At 73.0% G+C, this 22,882-nt stretch carries 17 protein-coding genes and 1 pseudogene; 16 read left to right on the top strand and 2 right to left on the bottom strand.

The window, feature by feature from the left end:
- Window positions 1-47: 47 nt before the first annotated feature.
- The 7 genes from ACU6P3_RS02710 (at window position 48) to ACU6P3_RS02680 (ending at window position 7,800) form a co-directional block, all read left to right on the top strand.
- Window positions 48-809, top strand: coding sequence for a DeoR/GlpR family DNA-binding transcription regulator (locus ACU6P3_RS02710; RefSeq protein WP_030743581.1), 762 nt, complete (start codon window positions 48-50; stop codon window positions 807-809).
- Window positions 810-948: 139 nt separating this feature from the next.
- On the top strand, window positions 949-2,310 hold the full coding sequence (locus ACU6P3_RS02705) for an ABC transporter substrate-binding protein (protein WP_030743583.1): 1,362 nt from the start codon (window positions 949-951) through the stop codon (window positions 2,308-2,310).
- Window positions 2,307-3,290: a carbohydrate ABC transporter permease gene (locus ACU6P3_RS02700; RefSeq protein WP_447195734.1), complete on the top strand. Its 984-nt coding sequence runs from the start codon at window positions 2,307-2,309 to the stop codon at window positions 3,288-3,290. Before ACU6P3_RS02705 ends, ACU6P3_RS02700 begins: the two co-directional genes overlap by 4 nt.
- Window positions 3,287-4,204: a carbohydrate ABC transporter permease gene (locus ACU6P3_RS02695; protein ID WP_447195733.1), complete on the top strand. Its 918-nt coding sequence runs from the start codon at window positions 3,287-3,289 to the stop codon at window positions 4,202-4,204. Before ACU6P3_RS02700 ends, ACU6P3_RS02695 begins: the two co-directional genes overlap by 4 nt.
- Window positions 4,204-5,193, top strand: coding sequence for a zinc-dependent alcohol dehydrogenase family protein (locus tag ACU6P3_RS02690; RefSeq protein ID WP_030743589.1), 990 nt, complete (start codon window positions 4,204-4,206; stop codon window positions 5,191-5,193). The genes ACU6P3_RS02695 and ACU6P3_RS02690 overlap by 1 nt, the downstream gene beginning before the upstream one ends.
- Window positions 5,190-6,161, top strand: coding sequence for a carbohydrate kinase family protein (locus ACU6P3_RS02685; protein WP_447195732.1), 972 nt, complete (start codon window positions 5,190-5,192; stop codon window positions 6,159-6,161). The genes ACU6P3_RS02690 and ACU6P3_RS02685 overlap by 4 nt, the downstream gene beginning before the upstream one ends.
- Before the next feature lie 307 nt (window positions 6,162-6,468).
- A complete protein-coding gene (locus ACU6P3_RS02680) occupies window positions 6,469-7,800 on the top strand; it encodes a transglycosylase family protein (protein ID WP_447195731.1) in 1,332 nt (443 codons plus the stop codon).
- On the opposite strand, the gene ACU6P3_RS02675 is transcribed toward ACU6P3_RS02680, so the two are convergent.
- A complete protein-coding gene (locus ACU6P3_RS02675; RefSeq protein ID WP_447195730.1) occupies window positions 7,681-8,742 on the bottom strand; it encodes a DMT family transporter in 1,062 nt (353 codons plus the stop codon). The genes ACU6P3_RS02680 and ACU6P3_RS02675 overlap by 120 nt on opposite strands.
- A gap of 220 nt (window positions 8,743-8,962) precedes the next feature.
- Window positions 8,963-10,009: a LacI family DNA-binding transcriptional regulator gene (locus ACU6P3_RS02670; protein ID WP_447195729.1), complete on the bottom strand. Its 1,047-nt coding sequence runs from the start codon at window positions 10,007-10,009 to the stop codon at window positions 8,963-8,965.
- A 202-nt stretch (window positions 10,010-10,211) separates the two neighbouring features.
- Between ACU6P3_RS02670 and ACU6P3_RS02665 the strand changes: the two genes are divergently transcribed.
- The 9 genes and pseudogenes from ACU6P3_RS02665 (at window position 10,212) to ACU6P3_RS02625 (ending at window position 22,874) form a co-directional block, all read left to right on the top strand.
- Entirely contained in the window at window positions 10,212-12,809 is a 2,598-nt protein-coding gene (locus ACU6P3_RS02665; RefSeq protein ID WP_447195728.1) for a PA14 domain-containing protein, read from the top strand.
- 227 nt (window positions 12,810-13,036) lie between these two features.
- The gene (locus ACU6P3_RS02660; RefSeq protein WP_447195727.1) at window positions 13,037-13,957 is read left to right on the top strand and encodes an NADP-dependent oxidoreductase; all 921 of its coding nucleotides are present in this window, start codon (window positions 13,037-13,039) and stop codon (window positions 13,955-13,957) included.
- A gap of 200 nt (window positions 13,958-14,157) precedes the next feature.
- Entirely contained in the window at window positions 14,158-14,889 is a 732-nt protein-coding gene (locus ACU6P3_RS02655; protein ID WP_447198188.1) for a GNAT family N-acetyltransferase, read from the top strand.
- 216 nt (window positions 14,890-15,105) lie between these two features.
- Window positions 15,106-16,602, top strand: a complete 1,497-nt coding sequence (locus tag ACU6P3_RS02650) for an SDR family NAD(P)-dependent oxidoreductase (RefSeq protein ID WP_447195726.1) — start codon at window positions 15,106-15,108, stop codon at window positions 16,600-16,602.
- A gap of 224 nt (window positions 16,603-16,826) precedes the next feature.
- Window positions 16,827-16,997, top strand: a complete 171-nt coding sequence (locus tag ACU6P3_RS02645) for a hypothetical protein (RefSeq protein ID WP_199813973.1) — start codon at window positions 16,827-16,829, stop codon at window positions 16,995-16,997.
- Window positions 16,998-17,275: 278 nt separating this feature from the next.
- Complete coding sequence (locus tag ACU6P3_RS02640) at window positions 17,276-18,310, top strand: DUF6777 domain-containing protein (protein ID WP_447195725.1); 1,035 nt, start codon at window positions 17,276-17,278, stop codon at window positions 18,308-18,310.
- Window positions 18,311-18,384: 74 nt separating this feature from the next.
- Entirely contained in the window at window positions 18,385-20,457 is a 2,073-nt protein-coding gene (locus ACU6P3_RS02635; protein WP_447195724.1) for a SpoIIE family protein phosphatase, read from the top strand.
- A gap of 252 nt (window positions 20,458-20,709) precedes the next feature.
- Window positions 20,710-21,669, top strand: a pseudogene (locus tag ACU6P3_RS02630) (aldo/keto reductase); the annotation flags it as partial.
- 254 nt (window positions 21,670-21,923) lie between these two features.
- On the top strand, window positions 21,924-22,874 hold the full coding sequence (locus tag ACU6P3_RS02625) for an amidohydrolase family protein (RefSeq protein WP_447195723.1): 951 nt from the start codon (window positions 21,924-21,926) through the stop codon (window positions 22,872-22,874).
- The last annotated feature ends 8 nt before the right edge of the window (window positions 22,875-22,882 follow it).

Genomic DNA, 22,882 nt, shown 5'->3' with positions numbered 1-22,882 from the left:
GAGCCCGAACGGGTGCTGAGCCGCAGTGAGCAGGGAAGTGTGTGGTCGTGGACACCGACGAGCGTCGCCGAGAAATTCTGGAGATCGCCCGACGTGACGGGTCGGTGGAGGTCACCGCGTTGGCCGCCAGGCTCGCGGTGGCGAAGGAAACCATCCGGCGCGACCTCCACACCCTGGAGGAGCACGGACTGGTGCGGCGCACCCACGGCGGCGCCTATCCCGTGGAGAGCGCCGGGTTCGAGACGACGCTCGCCGCCCGGACCACCCGGCTCGTCCCACAGAAGTCCCGGATAGCCGCCGCTGCCGCCGACCTCCTCGGGGACGCGGAGACGGTCTTCGTCGACGAGGGCTTCACTCCCCAGCTGGTGGCCGAGGCGCTGCCCAGGGACCGGCCGCTGACCGTGGTCACCGCGTCCCTCGCGGTGGCGACCGCGCTCGCCGACGCCGAGAAGTTCGCCGTGCTGCTGCTCGGCGGCCGGGTGCGCGGCTCCACCATGGCCACGGTCGACCACTGGACCACCCGCATGCTCGCCGACTTCGTCATCGACCTGGCGTACGTCGGCGCCAACGGCATCTCCCGCCAGTACGGCCTGACCACCCCCGACCCGGCCGTCAGTGAGGTGAAGGCGCAGGCCATGCGGAGCTCCCGGCGCAGGGTCTTCGCCGGGATACACACCAAGTTCGGCGCGGTGAGCTTCTGCCGCTTCGCCGAGGTGGCCGAGTTCGAGGCGATCGTGACCGACACGGGTCTGCCGTCGGCCGAGGCCCAGCGCTACTCCCTGCTGGGGCCGCACGTCATCCGTGTCTGAGCCACCCGCCTCCCACTCCGCCACCGCGAGAGCTCCGGCCGGCTCGGCCCCTCGCCCGGCGGGTGCCGGGACGAAGACGTCCCCGAGCCCCTTGTTTTCCGTACCATCCCGCAACGAATTATCAGGAGAGAGAGATCTGATGCCCCTCCACCAACGACGACGACGTCGAATGTATGTGCGCATGGGCGTGGGCGTCGCCCTCACATCACTGCTCGCGGGATGCGCCGGCGCGGGGGGTGCGGCCTCCGGGGGGAGCGACACGATCAACGTGCTCATGGTGAACAACCCGCAGATGATCGAACTCCAGAAGCTGACCGCGAGTCACTTCACCAAGGAGACCGGCATCAAGGTCAACTTCACGGTGCTGCCGGAGAACGACGCCCGTGACAAGTTCACCCAGGACTTCGCCAACCAGGCGGGCCAGTACGACGTCGCCACCATGAGCAACTTCGAGACACCGTTCTTCGCGAAGAACGGCTGGCTGGAACCGCTCGACGGCCACCTCGCCAAGGACCCGGGATTCGACCAGGACGACATCCTGAAGCCGCTGCGCGAGTCCCTCACGGCAGAGGACGGCAAGGTCTACGCCGAGCCCTTCTACGGTGAGTCGTCCTTCCTCATGTACCGCAAGGACGTCTTCGAGGCCAAGAACCTCACCATGCCCGAGAAGCCCACCTGGCAGCAGGTCGCAGACCTCGCCGCCAAGGCGGACGGCGCCGAACGCGGCATGCGGGGCATCTGCCTGCGCGGACTGCCCGGCTGGGGCGAGGTCATCGCCCCCCTGACCACCGTCGTCAACACCATGGGCGGCACCTGGTTCACCAAGGACTGGGAGGCCCAGCTCACCGGCCCGGGCTTCACCAAGGCCGCGAAGTTCTACGTCGACCTCGTCAGGAAGCACGGCGAGGCGGGCGCCTCCCAGGCCGGCTACGCCGAGTGCCTCAACAACATGACGCAGGGCAAGAGCGCCATGTGGTACGACGCCACCGCGGGCGCCGGCTCGCTCGAGGCCAAGGGCTCCCCGGTCAAGGGCAAGATCGGGTACGTGCCCGCGCCCGTGGAGCAGACCGACAGCTCGGGCTGGCTCTACACCTGGGCCTGGGGCATCCAGAAGTCCTCCCCGAAGACCGACAAGGCGTGGAAGTTCGTCTCCTGGGCGTCCAGCAAGGAGTACGAGAACCTCGTCGGCGAGACGAGCGGCTGGTCCAACGTGCCCGCCGGCAAGCGGGCCTCGACCTACGCCAACCCCGCCTACCTGAAGGAGGCGGCCGCCTTCGCCGAGGTCACCAAGCAGGCCATCGCCAGCGCGGACCCGCGCGACCCCGGCACCCAGCCCCGGCCCACGGTCGGTGTGCACTTCGTCGACATACCCGAGTTCACCGACCTCGGCACCAAGGTGTCGCAGGAGATCAGCGCGGCCATCGCGGGCAAGCAGTCCGTCGAAGAAGCGCTGAAGACCTCCCAGAAGCTCGCCGAGAAGGTGGGGGACAAGCAGCGATGAGCACCTCCGTCAGCACCGCACCATCCGCACCGGCCGGCGCGCCCGGCCCCGCGACGACGCCGAAGGCGGCCCGTACGGCCTCCGACCGGGCGCGCGCCTGGGCCACCCGGGCCCCGCTCCTGCCCGCCCTCGTCTTCCTGGTCGTGGTCACCCAGCTGCCCTTCGTGGCGACCCTGGTGATCTCGCTCTTCGACTGGAACTCGCTCTCCCCCGACAACCGCCGCTTCGCCGGCCTCTCCAACTACGCTTCGGTCTTCACCGACGAGAGCCTGCGCGATTCGGTGTTCACCACCGTCCTGCTCACGGCCACCGTCGTGATCGTCAGCGTGGTCCTCGGCATGCTGCTGGCGCTGCTGCTGGACCGTACGTTCATGGGCCGCGGCTTCGTCCGCACCCTGCTGATCACCCCGTTCCTGCTGGTACCCGTCTCGGCGGCGCTGCTGTGGAAGCACGCCCTGTACAACCCCGAGTACGGCCTGCTCAACGGCGGCTGGGCCTGGTTCATGGGCCTCTTCGGAGTCTCCGAGCCGGCGCAGCCCGACTGGATCTCCGACATGCCGCTGCTGGCGGTCGAGACGGCCCTGATCTGGCAGTGGACCCCGTTCATGATGCTCATCCTGCTCGCCGGGCTGCAGAGCAGGCCCGCCGAGACCCTGGAGGCCGCGCGGCTGGACGGCGCGTCCCCCTGGCAGATGTTCCGCTACCTGACCCTGCCGCACCTGCGCCGCTACCTGGAACTGGGCATCCTGCTCGGATCCATCTACATCGTGCAGAACTTCGACGCGGTGTTCACCCTCACCGCGGGCGGCCTCGGCACGGCGAACCTGCCGTACACCATCTACCAGACCTTCTACAGGGCTTACGAATACGGACTGGCCTCCGCCGCCGGCGTCGTCGTTGTGATCGGCACGATCGTGATCGCGACCTTCGCGCTGCGTGTGGTCTCGTCCCTCTTCAGCGAGGAGGCGAACCGCGCATGAGCACCCACTCCGTCGCGGACACCGCGAACACCGCGTCGACCACGGCCGCGCGGCCCCGTGTCGAGCACAAGTACGCCCCCGGCGCCAAGCGGGCCAGGCGGATCAACACCGGGCTGGGCGTGCTGGCCTGGGTCATCGGCATCGTCTTCTGCCTGCCGGCGTTGTGGATGCTGCTCACCTCCTTCCACTCGGAGGCGGACGCGGCCACCAATCCGCCCTCGCTGGCGGCGAGCCTCACGCTCGACGGCTACCGGGCCTTCTTCGGCTCCGACGGCGGGGCGAGCCCCTGGCCGCCGTTGCTCAACTCGCTGATGGCGTCGCTGTTCTCCACCGTCCTGGTGCTGCTGCTCGCGCTTCCGGCGGCGTACGCGCTGTCCATCCGGCGGGTGCGGAAGTGGACGGACGTGATGTTCTTCTTCCTGTCCACGAAGATGCTGCCCGTCGTCGCCGGCCTGCTGCCGATCTACCTGTTCGCCAAGAACGTCGGAATGCTGGACAACATCTGGCTGCTCGTCATCCTCTACACCTCGATGAACCTGCCGATCGCGGTCTGGATGATGCAGTCCTTCCTCGCGGACGTGCCGGTCTCCGTCATCGAGGCCGCACAGGTGGACGGCGCCCGGCTGCCGACGGTCCTGGCCCGGGTCGTGGCACCGATCGCCGCCCCCGGTATCGCGGCCACCTCGCTGATCTGCTTCATCTTCAGCTGGAACGAGCTGCTGTTCGCCCGCGTGCTGACCGGGGTGCGGGCCGAGACCGCCCCCGTGTACCTGATGAGCGTCGTGACCAGCCAGGGGCTCTTCCTGGCCCAGCTGTGCGCGGCGTCCGTCATCGTGTCACTGCCGGTGCTCGCCGCCGGCTTCGCCGCCCAGGACAAGCTGGTCCAGGGCCTGTCTCTTGGAGCTGTTAAATAATGAGGGCAGCGATCATCGAAGCCCCCGGCCAGGTTTCCGTCACGACGGTTCCCGATCCCACCCCGGGCCCCCGTGACGTGGTCGTCTCCGTCGCCTCGTGCGGACTGTGCGGCACCGACCTGCACATCCTCCAGGGAGAGTTCGCGCCCACCCTGCCGATCGTGCCGGGTCACGAGTTCGCGGGAGAGATCGTCGGCATCGGCTCCGAGGTCACCGAGCTGTCCGTGGGCGACAAGGTCGCCGTGGACCCGTCCCTGCACTGCCACGAGTGCCGCTACTGCCGCGCCGGGCGGGGCAACCTGTGCGACCGCTGGAACGCCATCGGCGTCAGCAAGCCCGGCGGGGCCGCCGAGTTCGCGGTCGCGCCCGTGGCCAACTGCGTCAAGCTGCCCGACCACGTCGACGTCAGGGACGCGGCGCTGATCGAGCCCCTGTCCTGCGCGGTACGCGGCTACGACGTGCTCAGCTCGACGCTCGGCGCCGAGGTCCTCATCTACGGGTCCGGCACCATGGGCCTGATGATGCTGGAACTGGCCAAGCGCACCGGTGCCGCCTCCGTCGACGTCCTGGACGTCAACCCGGAGCGGCTGGCGACCGCCGACAAGCTCGGCTGCTCGCGGTCCGCCGCCGCGGCCGACGAGCTGGACCGGCCGCGCGGCTGGGACGTCGTGATCGACGCCACCGGCAACGCCCGCGCCATCCAGGACGGTCTCGGCCGGGTCGCCAAGGGCGGTACGTTCCTCCAGTTCGGCGTCTCGGACTACGCCACGACCGCCGTCATCGAGCCGTACCGCATCTACAACCAGGAGATCACGATCACCGGCTCCATGGCGGTGCTGCACAGCTACGAGCGCGCCGCCGCGCTCTTCGCCACCGGGGTGCTCGACCCGGCGGTCTTCATCAGCGACCGGCTGCCGCTGGAGGAGTACCCGCAGGCGCTGGAGCGGTTCAAGGCGGGCAAGGGCCGCAAGATCGTGGTGGAGCCGTGACACAGGAGTTCCCGGCGGGCCCCGGGCCCGCCCCGGCCGGTCCCGCGGCCGGTTCCGGCGCGGTGCTGGTGATGGGCGAGGCGCTGATCGACCTCGTACCGTCACCGGCCGGGCCGGAGACCTACGCGGCCCAGCCCGGCGGCGCCCCCGCCAATGTCGCCGCAGGGCTGGCCCGGCTGGGCACCCCCAGCTGGTTCGCGGGCGCGCTCGGCGGCGACGGCTTCGCCCGGCTGATCGAGCGGCGGCTGGCCTCGGCGGGGACGGAACTGGGCCTCTGCGCCCGCTCGGAGCTGCCCACCACGCTGGCGGTGGCCGACCCGGGGCCGGACGGCACCGGCTACCACTTCCACCTCGCGGACACGGCCACCTTCCGGCTGCCGGACCACTCCGCGCGGGTGGACCGGTTCGCCGCGGTGTACGTGGGCGGACTGGCCGCGGTCGTCGACCCGGCGGCCGAGGCGGTCGCCGCCACGGCCCGGGCGGGCGCCGCGCGGTCCCTGCTCGTGGTCGACCCCAACGTGCGCGAGGACCGCACGCTGGACCCGGTCGAGGGGGTGCGCCGGCTGCGTGAACTGTGCGCCCTGGCGCAGGTCGTCAAGGCGAGCGACGAGGACCTCGCGCGCCTGTGGCCCGATGCCGAGCCCGAGGAGACCTGCCGTCGGCTGGCCGAGGCGGGCACGCTCGTCGTGCTCACCCGGGGCGCCCGGGGTGCCACGGCCTACACCCGGGACGACGGGCCGGTGTCCGTACCGGCGGTGCCCGTCACGGTGGTCAACACCATCGGTGCGGGCGACGCCTTCACGGCGGGCGTCCTGCACTGGCTGCGTACCACCGGCGCGCACGTCGAGGGCGGCGCGCTCCGCCTCGACCGGGAACAGGTGACGGCGATGCTCGGCTTCGCGGCGCAGGTGGCGGCGTCCGTCTGCGCCCAGAGCGGTACGGAACCGTCCCTGCCCGCGCGTACCTGACCCCGCCCCGCCCGGGCATCCCCGAACCGCCGGAGCCACCGCCCTCCTCCCCCGAGGGGCGGTGGCTCCGGTCGCTGTGCCCCACGGTCGCCGACGGCCCGTCCGAAGCGCCGACGGCCGGCGACGGGGCGTCAACCCATGGCTGAAGAAGGCCAATTCGGCATTCGGCGGGACACGGCGGGCGCCGGGGTGGCACGCTGAGTGCGCATCCGCGGCCGAAGCGTAGGCGAGACCTTGTCATGGTCCGTGCCCTGCCCGTAGGTTGGCCGCCTGCGACGTGTCCTACTGCCAGTGGGGGAGCGAAGTCATGGCCGCAACCGGTCGGCACCGCCGATACCAGCCGAGCCGTATCAACCGTGCGTCGCTGACCGTCACGGCCGGCGGCGCGGGCATGGCCCTGCCCCTGATCGCGGCGGGAGCGGCACACGGGGCGTCGGTGGACGTGTGGGACAAGGTCGCGGCCTGCGAGTCGACCAACGACTGGAACATCAACACCGGCAACGGCTACTACGGCGGTCTCCAGTTCACCCGGTCCACGTGGGAGGCGTACGGCGGTACGGCCTACGCGCCGCGCGCCGACCTCGCCACCAAGGACCAGCAGATCGCCATAGCGGAGAAGGTCCTCAAGGGGCAGGGCCCAGGGGCCTGGCCCGCCTGCTCGGTCACCGCGGGGCTGGACCGCGGCGGTGCCACCCCCGACATCGCCCTCCAGCGGTCGCCCGGCTCGTCGAACGCGCCCGAGGCCGAGACCGCGGCCCGCAGCGGGCCCATCGGCGCCGCGAGCGCGGCACAGGCCCATGCGGAGCAGACCCGGGCGGAGAAGCTGGCGCGGGCCGAGAAGAAGAAGGCCGCGTCCCCCACTCATGTGCCGACCCGGCGCGAGGGCTACACCGTGGCACGCGGGGACTCGCTGTCCGGGATCGCCGCCGACGAGGCCGTCAAGGGCGGCTGGCAGCGGCTGTACGAGAACAACCGCCGGGTCGTCGGCAGCGACCCGGACCTGATCTTCCCGGGCCAGAAACTGGTCCTGCACGTCCCGGCGGGGCAGCAGGGCAAGGGGGCGCCCGCGCAGAGCACCGAGCCGCCGCGAGCCGAGAAGCAGCAGGCCAAGGCACCCACCCGGACCGAGAAGCCCAAGGCCGAGAAGCCGAAGGCGGAGAAGCCGAAGGCGGAGAAGACCGAGCGGCCCCAGGAGAAGCGGGAGGCGCCGAAGGCGCGGACCGAGGCGCCCGGAGCGGCCGGCCTCACCGCCCCGGTCGCCGCCTCCACCGGTACCCCCTACCGCAAGCCCGGCTCCTGGGCCAGCGGCTACCACACCGGCATCGACTTCCCCGTCCCCACCGGCACCTCCGTCAAGGCCGTCGCCGCCGGGCACGTCGTCTCGGCCGGCTGGGGCGGGGCGTACGGCTACCAGGTCGTCATCCGGCACTCGGACGGCAAGTACAGCCAGTACGCGCACCTGTCCGCGCTGAACGTTCGCGAGGGCCAGCAGGTCAGCAGCGGTCAGCGGATCGCCAGGTCAGGATCCACCGGCAACAGCACGGGCCCGCACCTCCACTTCGAGATGCGCACGGGGCCGGGGTACGGAAGTGACATCGACCCCCTCGCCTACCTGCGCGCGGGCGGCGTCCGCCTCTGACGGCACACGGCGGCCCGCCCCCGAGGACACACGTGGGCCGACGGGGCCCGCCGCCCCGGGCGAAGCGCCTTCCACCGCGGGCCGCAGGAGGGATGACACCGACCTGCCCTCCGGGGGCAGGCCCCTGCGCGCGGTGGTGAGCAGGATCAGGCCGGCCGCGGCGACCACACCCGAGCCCAGGGCCAGCACCGTCCCCGGCACGCCGTACCGGAACGACTCGCCGAACAGCGTCAGCCCCACGGCCGCCGCCACCACCGGGTTGACGACCGTGACCGTCGCCAGCGGCGCGGCCAGCCCGGCGCCCCGGTACGAGGCCTGGGAGAGCAGCAGCCCGGCCGTCGCCAGCACCGCGATCACGGCCAGACTCGGCAGGCGCCCGGCGGGGTCGTCCCAGAACGGGCCCAGGGCGACGCTCTTGACGAACACGGACGCGATCCCGAACGCGACCCCGGCCGCGCCGGCCAGCAGCACGCTCCGTACGACGGGCCGGCCCACCCGCCGAGCGGCCAGGAAGACCAGACCCACCGCGCCGATCGTCACGGCCGCCAGGACCGGCCGCTGCGCCGCGTCCGGCGCGCGGGTGTCGGCGCCCCCGGTCAGGGCCAGCAGGCCCGCCAGCCCCACGGTCGCCATGACCGCGCCCCGCCAGGCCGCGCGCCCGGCCCGGCGGCCCACGAACAGCGCCGCGAGGGGCAGCGCGAAGACGATGGTGAGCGCTCCCAGCGGCTGTACGAGGCTGAGCGGCCCGTACACCAGCGCGACCACGTGCAGCACCGCGCCCAGCCCGTTCAGCGCCACGGCCGCCCACCACGCCCCGTGGCGCACGGGGGCGTACGTCCGGTCCGGGGCGGCCGTCGCGACGCGTTCCTGGAGGATGGCTCCGGAGGCGTAGGCGACCGCGGAGAGGAGACACAACAAGACGGACAGGGCCAGAGCACTCATGTAATCCACGATCCCTCGTCCGGGCGCTCGCGTCGTCGTTCCGGAGAGGTCACTTCCGCGTACCGCAGACGATGTACGGCGTGCTCATGGCGTACTCCCGCAGATGGGCACGCGGCATCCTCCGGGAGCGGCGATTTCCGGACACAGGCAGGACGGACACCAGCCCCAACGGGGGCACAGCTGTGCGAACTCGGGCTCCGGGGACACGGGCGGCCCGCGGTCACCCGCCCCCGCGGGTGCTCTCCCGTTCCACCAGCCGGAACGAGACACGCAGCTCCCGCCCCCGGCCGGCCCCGTCCCCCGCCTCGGCGTCCTCGGGCACCGCACCCCCGGCCCGCAGCCGCTCCACGACGGAGGCCACCGCGAGCCGCGCGATGGTGTGTTTGTCGGGTGAGATCGTGGTCAGGCTCACCGTGCCGTAGCGGCCCTCGGTGACGTCGTCGAACCCCACCACCGCCACGTCCCGCGGCACCCGCAGCCCCCGCTCGGCCAGTACCCGCATCGCGCCGATGGCGATCAGGTCGTTGTACGCGAAGACGGCGTCCGGCCGCTCGCCCGAGTCCAGCAGTCGTGCCATCGCCGTCGCGCCGTCCGCGTGGCCCCAGCCGCCCGTCGGGGCCACCAGGGTGTCCGGGGCCGGCAGCCCGGCCGCCGTCAGCTCCGTGCGCCAGCCGCGCAGCCGAAGGTGCGAGGGCTCGTTGATCCGGTCGGTCCGGGCCCCCAGGAAGGCGATCCTGGACCGGCCGAGGCCGAGCAGGTGGCGGACCGCCGTCCGCGCCGCCGCGACGTTGTCGATCGCGATGTGGTCGTAGGGCAGGTCGTAGGCGCGCTCGCCGAGCAGCACCAGGGGAGCGTCCTGGTCCCGGCCGCGCAGGTCCTCGGCCTCCAGTTCGATGGGGCTCAGGATCAGCCCGTCGATCACCTGTGCCCGGAACCCCTGGCTGACCAGGATCTCCCGCTCGCGGCTGCCCCCGGTGTGGTCGAGCAGCACGGTGTACTCGTGCGCGGCGGCGGCGTCGATCACCGCGCCCGCCAGCTCCGCGAAGTAGGGATTGCCCAGCTCGGGCACCGCCAGCGCGATGATGCCCGTACGCCCCTTGCGCAAGTGGCGTGCCGTCAGGTTCGGCCGGTAGCCCAGTTCCTCGATCGCCCGCCGCACCCGCTCCCGCATCGCCGGGGTGACGTGCCGGTAGTTGTTGACCACGTTCGACACCGTCTTGATCGAGACGCCCGCGCGTTCCGCGACGTCCTTGAGGCTGACGGTCACCGGCCATTCCCTCCCGAGGCGGCCCGCGGCCCCTCGTGTCCAGTTCGTACCACGTCCTGCGCGAGCCCTGACCTGTCGTGGCTTGTCATGTACCTGGACAGCGGGCGGAACGGCATGCTGTCATGCCAACTGCCGTTTCTTCCAACGTTGTACATACCATCGCAACGAGCCGCCACCCTCACCTCAGCATCGAGGAGGATATGTGCGCATCCGAAGAAAGACCGCTCTCCTGCTGGCCGCCGTCCTCGGCGCCGCGGGCCTGACCGCGGTCCCGGCCGCGTCGGCCGCCGTGGACGACGGCGCCGCCGAAGTCCGTGGCCTCAAGGGCGAGTACTACACGCAGTCCGCCCCCGGGGCCTTCGACTTCCATGAGCTCAAGGCCACCACCTTCGATCCCGCCCTCGACTTCGACAACCTGGAACCACGGCTGGCGGCAGCCACCGGACAGGCCGACGACGTCACCGCGCGCTGGACCGGCAAGATAGTGCCGGAGAGCACCGGCGCGCACACCTTTTCCATCATCGGCGACAACGGCTTCCGGCTCTGGGTCGACGGCCGGCTCGTCATCGACCACTGGGTGGACGACTGGGACAAGGAACAGACCGCCCAGCCCGTCGAACTCACCGCCGGCCGCGCCTACGACATCAAGGTCGAGTACTTCGAGCACTACGGCGGCTCCAACCTGCACCTGAGGTGGACCGAGCCCGGCGGCACCAAGGAGCCCGTGCCCTCCTCCGCGTTCCGGCTGCCCGACGGCTTCGCCTACGACGGCGCCATCGCCGCCACCGTCCTGCCCGACGGCCGCACCCTGCGCCTGGACTTCGCCCAGAAGCTGGCCGCGCCCCCGGCCCGGCTCGCCTCCCACGTCAACGCGGTCATCGGCGGCGCGGCCTGGCCGCTCGGCACCGTGCAGAAGGACCCGCGCGACGACCGCCGGCTGCTGGTGCGGCTCAAGCAGCCCGTCGTCGGCAAGGGCGGCACGGCCGAGGTGCGCTACGACGGAGCCGGCGGCCTCACCTCTCAGGGGAGCGAGCCGGTCGGCGCCTTCTGGAGCAGTGGACCCAACAAGTCCGAGTACGACCTGAGCACTCCCTGGGCCAAGGACGTGACGCCCGGCAACGCCCTCCCCGAATACCCCCGGCCGCAGCTGACCCGGGACGCCTGGCGGAACCTCAACGGCCAGTGGGAGTTCGCCGCCGCCGACGAAGGCGACCTCCCGCCCGTCGGCAAGAAGCTCCGCGAGAAGATCCTCGTCCCGTACCCGGTCGAGTCGCAGCTCTCCGGTATCGAGCGGCACGAGGACCGGATGTGGTACCGGCGCACCTTCACCGTCCCGCCCCAGTGGCAGGTCGGCGCCAAGGACGGCAAGCGGCTCAAGCTCAACTTCGACGCCGTCGACTGGCGGGCCGAGGTGTACGTCAACGGCACCAAGGTCACCGAGCACAAGGGCGGTTACGACCGTTTCAGCGCCGATGTCACCGACGCGCTCGAGCCCGGCCGCACCCAGGAGCTGATCGTCGGCGTCTACGACCCCACCGACGCGGCGGACGGCGAGAACCCGCCGATCGGCAAGCAGCGTCTGGACCCGAGCGGCATCTGGTACACCCCGTCCTCCGGCATCTGGCAGACGGTGTGGATGGAGCCGGTCGCGGCCGACCACCTTGACTCGCTGAAGCTGACCCCGGACGTCGCGGGCGAGAAGCTCGACGTCGAGGTGCGCGGCATACGGGACGGGCTGCCGGTCACGGCCACCGCGTACGACGGCAAGCGCAAGGTCGGCACCGTCACCGGCCGCAGCGGCACGAAGCTGAGCGTGCCGGTCCGTGACCCCCGCCTGTGGTCACCGGACGACCCCCACCTGTACCGGCTGGAGGTCACCGCGGGCAAGGACCGCGTCGGCAGCTACTTCGGCATGCGCTCCATCGCCGTGAAGACGGTCGACGGAGCCCCCCGCACGGTGCTCAACGGCAAGCCCACCTTCCTGATGGCCACACTCGACCAGGGCTTCTGGCCCGACGGGCTGCACACCGCGCCGACCGACGAGGCGCTGGCATTCGACCTTGAGAAGCACAAGGAACTCGGCTTCAACTCCGTGCGCAAGCACATCAAGGTCGAGCCCGACCGCTGGTTCTACTGGGCCGACCGGCTGGGGCTGCTGGTGTGGCAGGACATGCCGGCCATGAACACGATCAACCCGAACGCGGCCTCCCGTGCCCAGTACGAGCACGAGATGAAGCGGATGATCGACCAGCACGGCAACAGCCCGTCGGTGATCATGTGGGTCACCTTCAACGAGGGCTGGGGCCAGTACGACCAGGCGCGGGTCGCCGACCAGGCCAAGTCCTGGGACCCGACCCGGCTGGTCAACAACATGAGCGGGCTGAACTGCTGCGGCGCCGTCGACGGCGGGAACGGGGACATCGCCGACGCGCACGGCTACCCGGCCGCCCAACTGCCGCGCCCCGACGGTAAACGGGCCCTGGTCAGCGGCGAGTACGGCGGCCTCGGGCTGGCCGTGCCGGGCCACGCCTGGCCCGTACAGCACACCTACGTGGGCGTCGACCAGGCGAAGTACACCGACGAGTACCTGGCCCAGCTGGCCCATGTGCGCGAGCTCACCTGCCAGGGGAGCAACGGCGCGGTGTACACCCAGATCACCGATGTGGAAGGTGAGCTCAACGGGCTGCTCACCTACGACCGCAAGAAGATGAAGCCCGACGTCGAACGCCTCAAAGCGGCCCACGAGGCGCTGATCGCCGAGGCGGCCGACCCGGCGTCGATGGAGTGCGGCACCTCCTGACCGGCGCCGTCTCCCGGAGGCTTTTCGCAGGCCCGGACCGCCCCGCTCGCCGCGGGGACGGTCCGGGCCCTCCGGGCGTCCGGGCCCGCCGCGGACGGACCGGCGCCGGGCCACGGCGCTCGGCACCGGGCGGGTGCGCTCCTGGGCCCGGGGGCGGTCGCCCGCCCGCCGCGTGGACCGCTTACAGTGCCGCCAGGCGCACCGAGCGGCGAGGAGAGCGAGCACGCATGTCCAGGGCGTACGTCTTCACCCGGCACGGCGGACCCGAGGCGGAGTCGTTCATCGACCGGCCGCCGCCGAGCCCCGGACCCGGACAGCTCCTCGTAGCCGTGCGCGCCGCGGGCGTCAACCCCGTCGACTGGAAACTGCGCTCGGGCTACCGCAGGCCGGGCTCCCCGCCCGCCGAACCGCCCGAGGTACTGGGCAGCGAGGCGGCCGGAGTGGTCGTGGCGACCGGCCCCGACGTCGAGGGCTTCGCCGTCGGCGACGCGGTGTTCGGGTCCACGCTCACCGGCGGTTACGCGGAACACACCCTGCTGCCCGTCGCGGTCGCCGCGCACAAGCCCGCGGCGCTGTCCTTCACGGACGCGGCGGCGCTGCCGGTCGCGGCGGCCACCGCGTTCGACGCGGTCAACCAGCTCGGCCCGGAGCCCGGCGCGACCCTGCTGATCACCGGAGCCGGCGGCGGAGTGGGCGTCGCGGCGGTCCAGATCGCGCGCGGCCGGGGCATCCGTGTCCTCGGGACGGCGAGCACCGCCAAGAGGGAGTTCGTGGAGTCCCTCGGGGCGGTGCACCTCGCTCCGGGGCCGGACCTCGCCGAGCGCGTGCGCGCCGCCGCTCCCGACGGGGTCGACGCCGTGCTGGACCTGGTCGGCGGCGCCGTGCTGCGGGCCGCGGCCGGACTGCTCACGGACCGTACGAGGCTGGTCAGCGCCGCCGACAAGGGTACGGTGCCCGAGCTGGGCGGCGCGGCGGTCGTACGGCTGCGGACGGCCGCCGTCCTCGACGAAGTCGCGCGGCTGGTGCAGGACGGCACGCTGGATCCCCATGTGACCAGGATCTTTCCGCTGGAGCGGGCGGGCGAGGCGCTGCGGGCCGTGGAGAGCGGGCATGCCCAGGGCAAGATCGTGATCGAGGTCGCGGCATGACACTCGGCCCTGGAGCCCCGGACGCGCGCACCCGCAGCGTCCCCGTGCCGAGCGTCCGGGAAGAGCCTTTCGGCGAGGGACCGGCCCGCGACGGGTCGGCTGACGAGGGACCGGCCCAGGACGGACCGGCCCGCGCCGCCCGTGGCCGCACAGCGGAGGAGACGACCGCCACGGCCACGGCCGACGGTCATGGGTCCGTCGTGAACGCGACCGGCAGCCGCGGGTCAGCCGAGGAAACCCCCGTACGCCCGCACCCACTGGACCACCCCGTGCGGGCCGCGCTCACCGGGCCGCACGCCGGCTTCGCCCGGCGGCGCGGCCGGGTGCTGTGCTACCCGGCGGACGTGTCGCCCTGGCTGGCGCTGCCCGAGGACGCCACCGACGAGGACTGGGCCGACGCCGCCGCGCTCGCCGGGCCCGGCGGCTCCCTCGTGCTGATGGGGCACCGGTCCCCGCCGCCCGACAGCTGGGAGACCACCTTCTACGCCGACGGCGTGCAACTCGTCGGCCCCGGGGCCCCGGGGACGGTGACCGCGCGGGACGAAGAGGCCGTGCGGCTCGGCCCCGCCGACGTACCGGAGATCCTGGACCTGGTCGAGCGCACCAGGCCGGGCCCGTTCCTGCCCCGGACCATCGAACTCGGCACCTACCTGGGCATCCGCCGCCACGGCGCGCTCGTGGCGATGGCGGGGGAGCGGCTGCGCGCGGCGGGCTGGTGCGAGATCAGCGCCGTCTGCACCGCGCCGGAACACCGGGGCCGGGGGCTCGCGGCCCGGCTGGTCCTGGCCGTCTGCGACGGCATCAGGGCCCGGGGCGAGACACCGTTCCTGCACGCCGCCACCGACAACACGAACGCCGTCAGGCTGTACGAGTCGCTCGGCTTCCGGCTGCGCACGCCGACGTGCTTCCTCGGCGTCAAGGCCCCCGGCTGAGTCTTTCGGGCGCCCATCGCCCCCGGGACCGCGGCATCGGCGCCGGGGCCGGCCCCGCGGCCGGATAAGATAGTGGCATTTTGTTGCCCTCCCCGGCGTGTCGGTACGTATCCGGCCTGCTCCGGCCCGCCCCGGCCCGCGGGGGACGCGGCGACAGCCGACAGGGAAACCCGGCCGGGGCTTTGGCGTACGAGTGATCGAGGAACAGCGACAGCGATGACGGTGACAGAGGACGGACCCGTGTCCGGCACGGGACCGGCGCACGACGAGACCCCGGAAACCGCCTTCGGTCCCGGCATCGACCCCGAACGCATGGCCGTCTGCCTGAGCGTGCTCGACGAGCTCGACCGGCTGGAGGTCGACCACCCCGACGCCATCGCCGTCCGGCGCGCCACCGCCGGCGTCTACCGGACCGTCAAGCAGCGCCGCCGCCAGGAGCGCAGGGCCGCCAAGACCGCCCACGACAAGGCCGTCACCGAGGCCACCGCCACCGGCTCCGCGGAACGCATCGACGACGAGACCCAGGGGCTGCTGCCCTCCTCCTCGGCGGCCGGGGAGATCGCGGGCATCCTCCAGCGCCCCCGGTCCTGCTACATCTGCAAGACCCGCTACGTCGAGGTCGACGCCTTCTACCACCAGCTGTGCCCGTCGTGTGCCACCGAGAACCGGGCCCGCCGCGACGCCCGTACGGACCTGACGGGCCGGCGCGCGCTGCTCACCGGCGGCCGGGCCAAGATCGGCATGTACATCGCGCTGCGACTGCTGCGCGACGGCGCCCACACCACCATCACCACCCGCTTCCCCAGCGACGCGATACGGCGCTTCAAGGCGATGCCCGACAGCGCCGACTGGATCCACCGCCTCAAGATCATCGGTATCGACCTGCGGGACCCGGCGCAGGTCGTCGCGCTCGCGGACTCCGTCGCGGCCGAGGGCCCGCTGGACATCCTGATCAACAACGCGGCGCAGACGGTCCGCAGGTCCGCGCAGGCGTACAGCGAGCTCGTCGCCGCCGAGGCCGCACCCCTGCCGGCCGGTGAACTCCCCTCCTCCGAGGTCATCGGCGCGTTCGGCAGCGGCGCGGCGGCGGTGCTGCCCGCCGCCCGCACCGAGGCCCTGAGCGCCTCCGACGTCACGGACCTGGCGCTCGTCGGCGGATCCGCCACGCTCGCCAGGATCGAGGCGGGCACGGCGATCGACGCGGGCGGTCTCGTACCGGACCTGCACGACACCAACAGCTGGGTGCAGACGGTCTCCGAGGTCGACCCGGTCGAACTGCTCGAAGTGCAGCTGTGCAACTCCACCGCGCCGTTCATCCTCATCAGCAGGCTCCGGCCGGCGATGCGGGCCGCCCGGGCGGAGCGCGCCTACGTCGTGAACGTCTCCGCGATGGAGGGCGTCTTCAGTCGCGGCTACAAGGGCGCGGGCCATCCGCACACCAATATGGCCAAGGCGGCGCTCAACATGCTGACCCGTACCAGCGCCCAGGAGATGTTCGAATCGGACCGCATCCTGATGACCGCCGTCGACACCGGCTGGATCACCGACGAGCGTCCGCATCCGGACAAAATGCGGCTGGCCGAGGAGGGGTTCCACGCCCCGCTCGATCTCGTCGACGGAGCCGCCCGCGTGTACGACCCGATCGTACGGGGCGAGAGCGGTGAGGACCTGTACGGCTGCTTCCTCAAGGACTACGCACCCGCCAACTGGTAGTCGGTCGAATGGCCGGAACATCACCCGAATACCGGCACTGTCGAGCGGTATGACGCTCATTTGGTTACTCTTGTGCGCACGAACGGCCCGGCGGGGGTACACCATCCCCCGCGGCCGAACTGGGACAGGCCCGCCATCACCGGCCGCGATCCCGTTCCTGGAAACGGCGCCACCGCGACGGAGCTGCCCCTGTACCAGAGTTGCGCGACACAGAGGAGTGCGCGGTGACACCAGACGTGACGGAGTACGAGAGCCGGACGGCCGATCCCGGCGAGTCGAAGCGAACGCCGGAGAAGCTGGGCAATCTCGAAGTGTGGGCCAGATCGGCCCCGATCAGGCTGGCGGGTTACGAGGACGACCTCGCGGAGCCGCACATCCTGCCCGGTATCGACTGACACCGGCGCCCCGACGCCGGCCCCCGGGGGCGGGCGACCCGTCCGACTCGAGGGAGGTCCCCCTCCCGCCCGGCGGAAGACCTTGACGTCCCGCACCTCGCGACCGCGAGGTGCGGGACGTTTTCGCGTGCCCGGCACATGCCGACGCGCCCGGCCTGCCCGGCGCGCCTGCTCCGGTCGGCCCTGTGTCCGCTTGCGGGCGCGGGAGACGTCCGTCAGACATGAGAGGACAAGTCTGGCAACTCTGACATCCCTGACGGGCGAGGCGGGAGATTCCGGTGCGCTCATCCATCCGCCGTCGGCATGCCGCGCTTCTGGCGCTGCTCGCGGGCGTCCTCGTCATGGCCGGCTGCGGAGGGGACGACGGAGCCCGCGAGGCGACGGTGGACGCCAAGGAGCTCTACCTCCAGCGGGCCACCGCCCGGGAGCCCGCCCCGTTCACCCCCTCGACGGCCGCCGACCCGCCACGCCCCGTCCCGGGCCCCGAGCGCTCCCCGGCGCGGCCGGGAGCGCCCGAGTCCGGGGGCGGGGCCACGCTGCCCGTACGGACGGCGCGCGCCCTGCCGGGCTCCACGCCGGGGCTGTACGCGGGCGTCCGGTCCGCCGCCACCTGCGACGTGGAGCGGCAGATCCGCTACCTCACCGAGGAGCCGGTGACGGCCCGGGCCTTCGCCGAGGGCGCGGGCATCACCCCGGCCGTGCTGCCCGGCTATCTGCGCGGACTCACCCCCGTGTCCCTGCGCGCCGACACCCGGGTGACCAACCACGCCTTCCGCGGCGGCACCGCGGCCGCCTTCCAGGCCGTCCTCCAGGAGGGCACCGCCGTCATGGTGGACGACCGCGGGCTGCCACGGGTGCGCTGCGCGTGCGGCAGCCCGCTGGGGCGACCGGTCGCCACCCGTGGGCAGGTGCGCCACAAGGGCGGGAAATGGGCCTCCTACCGGCCCGACCGGGTGGTCGTGGTCAGGCCCGCGCCGCGGGCGGTCACCAGTCTGATCATCGCCGACCTGGCCGGCGAGGCCTGGATCGAGCGGCGGACCGGCACGGACGGGGAGAGCGACGCCTTCCCCGAGGCCCCACCCGCGTACGGACCGGGCGCGGACATCACCGACCCCGGCGCCGTGCGGCCGCCGGGCGCGCCCCTGCCCGAGGCGCCCCCGGGAACCGGCCGCGCGCGGCCGTCGGCGGGGGACTCGTCCGGGGACGGGCCATGGGCGCCGGGGGACCCGGGCTCGGTGGAGCTGACGGGGCCCCAGGACGACGCGGACCTGCTGGAAGGCCCGGAGCCACCGCTGGGCGCGGCGGGCGGCTGAGGGGGCGCTGCCGCGGGCGGCAGGCGGCCCGGGGAGCAGTCGAGGAATCCGGCAAATGATGACAGAGTGTCCCCATGGTTGAACGGGCAGCGGGTACCCCGTCGCTTCCCGGCGAGTGGCCCGTCCCGCCGGGCGTCAGCCTGTCCCTCAACCGGATGGGCACCTTCGACTGGGACCTGGACGGCGGCCGCCTCCATCTGGACTCCCCGGCCCTCGCCGTGTTCGACCTGCGCCCCGACGAGTACGACGGCCGGCGCCGGAGCCTGAAGGCGCGGATCCCGCCGGGCGAGATGCGCCGCCTGGACGAGATCCTGGAGCAGGCGGTCAGGAGCGGCAGCGAGGCGTACAGCGCGTACTTCCGCGTCTGCCGGCGCGACGGCAGCCGGCGCTGGACCCACACCCAGGGCCGCATCCTCCGGGACCCGGAGGGACGGGCGCGCCGCGTCGTCGGCATCGTCCGCGACGCCGTGCAGGAACTCGTCGACTCCACCGCGCGCCACGAACTGGCCGCCGCCCGGCCGACACGTACCAGTGTCGTCGAGGGCACCGCCGCCGCCCTCGCCCACGCCAGGACCGTCCAGGACGTCATCGACGTGCTGAAGGAGTCCGACGGCCTGGCGCACCTCGGCGCCACCAGCCTGGTGATGGGGCTGCTGGAGTCCGGGCGCATCCACCTCGTCGCCGAGGGCCCGGACGGCTCGTACGTGCCCGGCACCCGGGTCACCCGGACCGACGAGGGATACCCGATGAGCGAGGTACTCAGGACGCTCACCCCCCGCTTCATCGAGTCCCCCGAGGAGTTCGCCGCCCGCTACCCGCAGCTGTGGCCGCAGATCAGCCACCTCGGAATCAACGCCGCCGCCTATCTCCCGCTGATCGCCCAGGCGCGCCCCCTCGGCGCGCTCGGGCTGCTGTACCGCCACAAGAGCGGCTTCAGCGCCGAGGACCGCGACATCCTCCTCGCGCTCGGCAGCAGCATCGCCCAGAGCCTCCAGCGCGCGATGCTCTTCGAGCAGGACCACGACCTGGCCCAGGGGCTCCAGCAGGCGATGCTGCCGCGCCGGATCCCCGCCGTGGCCGGCGCCGAGATCGCCGTGCGCTACCGCTCGGCACGGCTGGGCCAGGACATCGGGGGCGACTGGTACGACGTGATCCCGCTGCCCGGCGGCCGGGTCGGGACGGTGATCGGTGACGTCCAGGGCCACGACACCCACGCCGCGGCCGTCATGGGCCAGCTGCGGATCGTCCTGCGGGCGTACGCCACCGAGGGGCACTCGCCCGCGACCGTGATGGCCCGGGCCTCGGTCTTCCTGTACGAGCTGGACACCGACCGCTTCGCGACCTGCACCTATGCGGAGGCAGACCTCGCGACCGGGGTGGTCAGGCTGGTCCGCGCCGGGCACATCGACCCGATGATCAGGGACACCGACGGGAGCTGCCGCAGGCTCCCGGTGCCCGGCGGCATGCCACTGGGGCTGTCCGCGGTCTTCGGAGAGCTGGACTACCCGGTGGAGACCGTCGAGCTGGACCCCGGCCAGACCCTGCTGCTCTACACCGACGGGCTGGTGGAGCAGCCCGGCACGGATCTGGACGAGGGCATGCTGCTGCTGGCCGCACTGGTACGGGACGGCCCGCGCGACCTCCAGCAACTGGCGGACCGGCTCTGCGGGGCGGTGGACGAGCAGGGCGGGGAGGACGACGCGGCCGTGCTGCTGCTGCGCCGGGGCGGCAGCCGCCCGCCCCGCGTGGGCGGCCGGCTCCAGCAGGAGGTCGGCGAGGGCGACCCGGGTGCGCTGCGCACCGCGCGGCGCATGATCCGGGCGGCGGCGACGGCCTGGGGAGCCGCGGGGCGCGTGGACGAGATCGAACTGGCCGCCGACGAGCTGATCACCAACGCCCTGGTGCACACCCGCGCCGGGGCGGTGGTGACCGTACAGGTGGTGCCCGGGCCGCAGCGGCGGCTGAGGATCGAGGTCGAGGACCTGTCCAGCGCCCTGCCGCACCGGCGGGACGCGGGCGAGTCCGGGACCTCGGGGCGCGGACTGCTGCTGGTCGACCTGCTGGCGGACGGCTGGGGTGTGGAGTCGCGCGGCAGCGGCAAATGTGTGTGGTGCGAGTTCGGCGTTCCGGAGCGGCCGGCCGGCTGACGGCTCCCCGCCCCTCCGCGCCGGCCGCCGGTCATCCCGCCGCCGGCCGCCGGTCACCTCGCGGCGCCGACCGTCACGCCGACCGTGTGTGCTCCCGGTTTTCACCTATAGATCGGATATCACGCCCCGCGTGTCGGTTGTGGTACGGGGTGGCCTCCGTACGGGAAGGGGCTGCCCGGGTGTTGACGGGCGCCAGTCATCCGATGAATATTCGTCGGGATCGACGTGGACCACTCCCGAAGGGGCAGCGACATGCGACGGACCACGCTCGGACGCGGCACCGTCCCGGTGACCGGGCTGTCCTTCGGGGCCGCCGGGATCGGCAATCTCTACACCGCGGTCGCGCCCGGTGACGCGGCGGCGGCGGTCGACGCCGCCTGGGAGGCGGGCATCCGCTACTTCGACACCGCGCCGCACTACGGCCTCGGTCTCTCCGAACGCCGGCTCGGCGAGGCGCTGCGCGCCAGGGACCGCGCCGCGTACGCCGTCTCCACCAAGGTGGGACGGCTGCTCGAACCGGTCGCGGGCGGGCCGTACGGCGACGACCTCGGCCACGGCTTCGCGGTCCCCGCGACCCACCGGCGCGTCTGGGACTTCAGCGCCGACGGTGTCCTCCGCTCGGTCGAGCAGAGCCTGGTACGGCTCGGCCTCGACCGGATCGACATCGTCTACCTGCACGACCCGGACGACCACGCCGAACAGGCCCTTCGGGAGGCGTACCCGGCGCTGGAACGGTTGCGGGCCGAAGGGGTCGTCGGTGCCGTCGGCGCCGGCATGAACCGGCCCGAACCGCTCACCCGCATCCTGCGGGAGACCGATGCCGATGTCGTGTTGTGCGCGGGCCGGTTCACCCTGCTCGACCGGTCGGCGCTCACCGAACTGCTGCCCGTGGCCGCCGCGCGCGGCCGGAGCGTCGTCGTCGGCGGCGTCTTCAACTCCGGCCTGCTCGCAGACCCGCGGCCCGGCGCCAGGTACGACTACGCCGCGGCCCCTCCCGAACTGCTGGACCGGGCGCGGCGCATGGACGCCGTCAGCCGGCGGTACGGGGTCCCGCTGCGCGCCGCCGCCCTGCACTACCCGCTGCGCCACCCGGCCGTCGCCAGTGTGCTGGTCGGCGCCCGGTCGGCGGCGGAGGTACGGGACGCGGCCCGGCTCGCCGCCGGTACCGTCCCCGACGACCTCTGGGCCGAACTGCGCGCCGAAGGGCTGCTGACCGACGACATGGCGTGGGCCAGGACTCCGGCACGGGCGGCGGATCCCGCGTGGGAGGCCGACGCTGCGGCGGGCACCGAGGGCTCGGCGGTGACCGGCGGTCCGGCCGGGGCGGGTGGCGTGCCGAGGGCAGACGGCGTGGCGCACACCGAGGGTGCCGCGCGCGCCCAGGGCGGAGCGTCGGCGGGCTCCGTCGGCGGTCTCCCGCCGACGGGGAACGGGGCGGGGCGACCGTCCGGGAACGGGGCGGGACGATGACCGGCCCGGCGGCCGTCACCGCTCCCGTCGTCGACGCCCACCATCACATCTGGGACCTGTCCGTACGCGACCAGGACTGGATCACCGGAGCCGCGATGGCGCCCCTCCGGCGCAGCTTCGCCGTCGAGGACCTGGAGCCGGAAGCCGGGGCGGCGGGGGTGACGGCCACCGTCCTCGTGCAGACCGTCTGCGTCCCGGAGGAGACGCCGGAGTTCCTCGCCGTCGCCGACCGCGGCGGGCTGGTCGCGGGCGTCGTCGGCTGGACCGATCTGACCGCGCCCGGCATCGCCGACACCCTGGCCGCGCTACGCGAACTGCCCGGCGGCGACCGGCTCGTGGGCATCCGCCACCAGGTGCAGGGCGAACCCGACCCGGCGTGGCTGCTCCGCCCCGACGTACGGCGCGGCCTCGCCGCGGTCGCGGCCGCGGGCCTCGCCTACGACCTGGTCGTCCTCCCGCCTCAGCTGGCCGCGGCGGCCGAGGCGGCACGGCTGCTGCCGGAGCTCACCTTCGTCCTCGACCACCTCGGCAAACCACCCATCGCGAGCGGTCGCACGGACGCGGGAACGCACGCGCGCCCGGGCACCGACACCGGCACGGCCGCCTGGGCCGACGCGGTCAGAACGCTGGCCGCCCGCCCCAACACCGTCTGCAAGCTCTCCGGAATGGTCACCGAGGCCGCCTGGGACGCCTGGACGACCGACGACCTGCGGCCGTACGCGGACGTCGTCCTCGACGCCTTCGGCCCCGGCAGGCTGATGTTCGGCTCGGACTGGCCGGTGTGCCGGCTGGCCGCCACGTACGGCGAGGTCTACGACGCGGCCCGCAGCCTGACCGGCGGACTGAGCCAGGACGAGCGGAACGCGGTCTTCGGCGCCACCGCCCGGCGCGTCTACGGCCTGCGCGACGGCGGCGGGGCCGGCGGACCGGCCGACGGGCGGAGCTGAGGGCGCTG

It is taken from the genome of Streptomyces hebeiensis, from assembly GCF_052983195.1.
This window is presented reverse-complemented; position numbering and strand designations above follow the sequence as displayed.

Bases quoted from the DNA above. Each gene is read 5' to 3' on its own strand.
- ACU6P3_RS02705 (WP_030743583.1), top strand. From the start codon at position 949: ATGCCCCTCCACCAACGACGACGACGTCGAATGTATGTGCGCATGGGC.
- ACU6P3_RS02700 (WP_447195734.1), top strand. From the start codon at position 2,307: ATGAGCACCTCCGTCAGCACCGCACCATCCGCACCGGCCGGCGCGCCC.
- ACU6P3_RS02695 (WP_447195733.1), top strand. From the start codon at position 3,287: ATGAGCACCCACTCCGTCGCGGACACCGCGAACACCGCGTCGACCACG.
- ACU6P3_RS02690 (WP_030743589.1), top strand. From the start codon at position 4,204: ATGAGGGCAGCGATCATCGAAGCCCCCGGCCAGGTTTCCGTCACGACG.
- ACU6P3_RS02680 (WP_447195731.1), top strand. From the start codon at position 6,469: ATGGCCGCAACCGGTCGGCACCGCCGATACCAGCCGAGCCGTATCAAC.
- ACU6P3_RS02675 (WP_447195730.1), bottom strand. From the start codon at position 8,742: ATGAGTGCTCTGGCCCTGTCCGTCTTGTTGTGTCTCCTCTCCGCGGTC.
- ACU6P3_RS02660 (WP_447195727.1), top strand. From the start codon at position 13,037: ATGTCCAGGGCGTACGTCTTCACCCGGCACGGCGGACCCGAGGCGGAG.
- ACU6P3_RS02650 (WP_447195726.1), top strand. From the start codon at position 15,106: ATGACGGTGACAGAGGACGGACCCGTGTCCGGCACGGGACCGGCGCAC.
- ACU6P3_RS02635 (WP_447195724.1), top strand. From the start codon at position 18,385: ATGGTTGAACGGGCAGCGGGTACCCCGTCGCTTCCCGGCGAGTGGCCC.
- ACU6P3_RS02625 (WP_447195723.1), top strand. From the start codon at position 21,924: ATGACCGGCCCGGCGGCCGTCACCGCTCCCGTCGTCGACGCCCACCAT.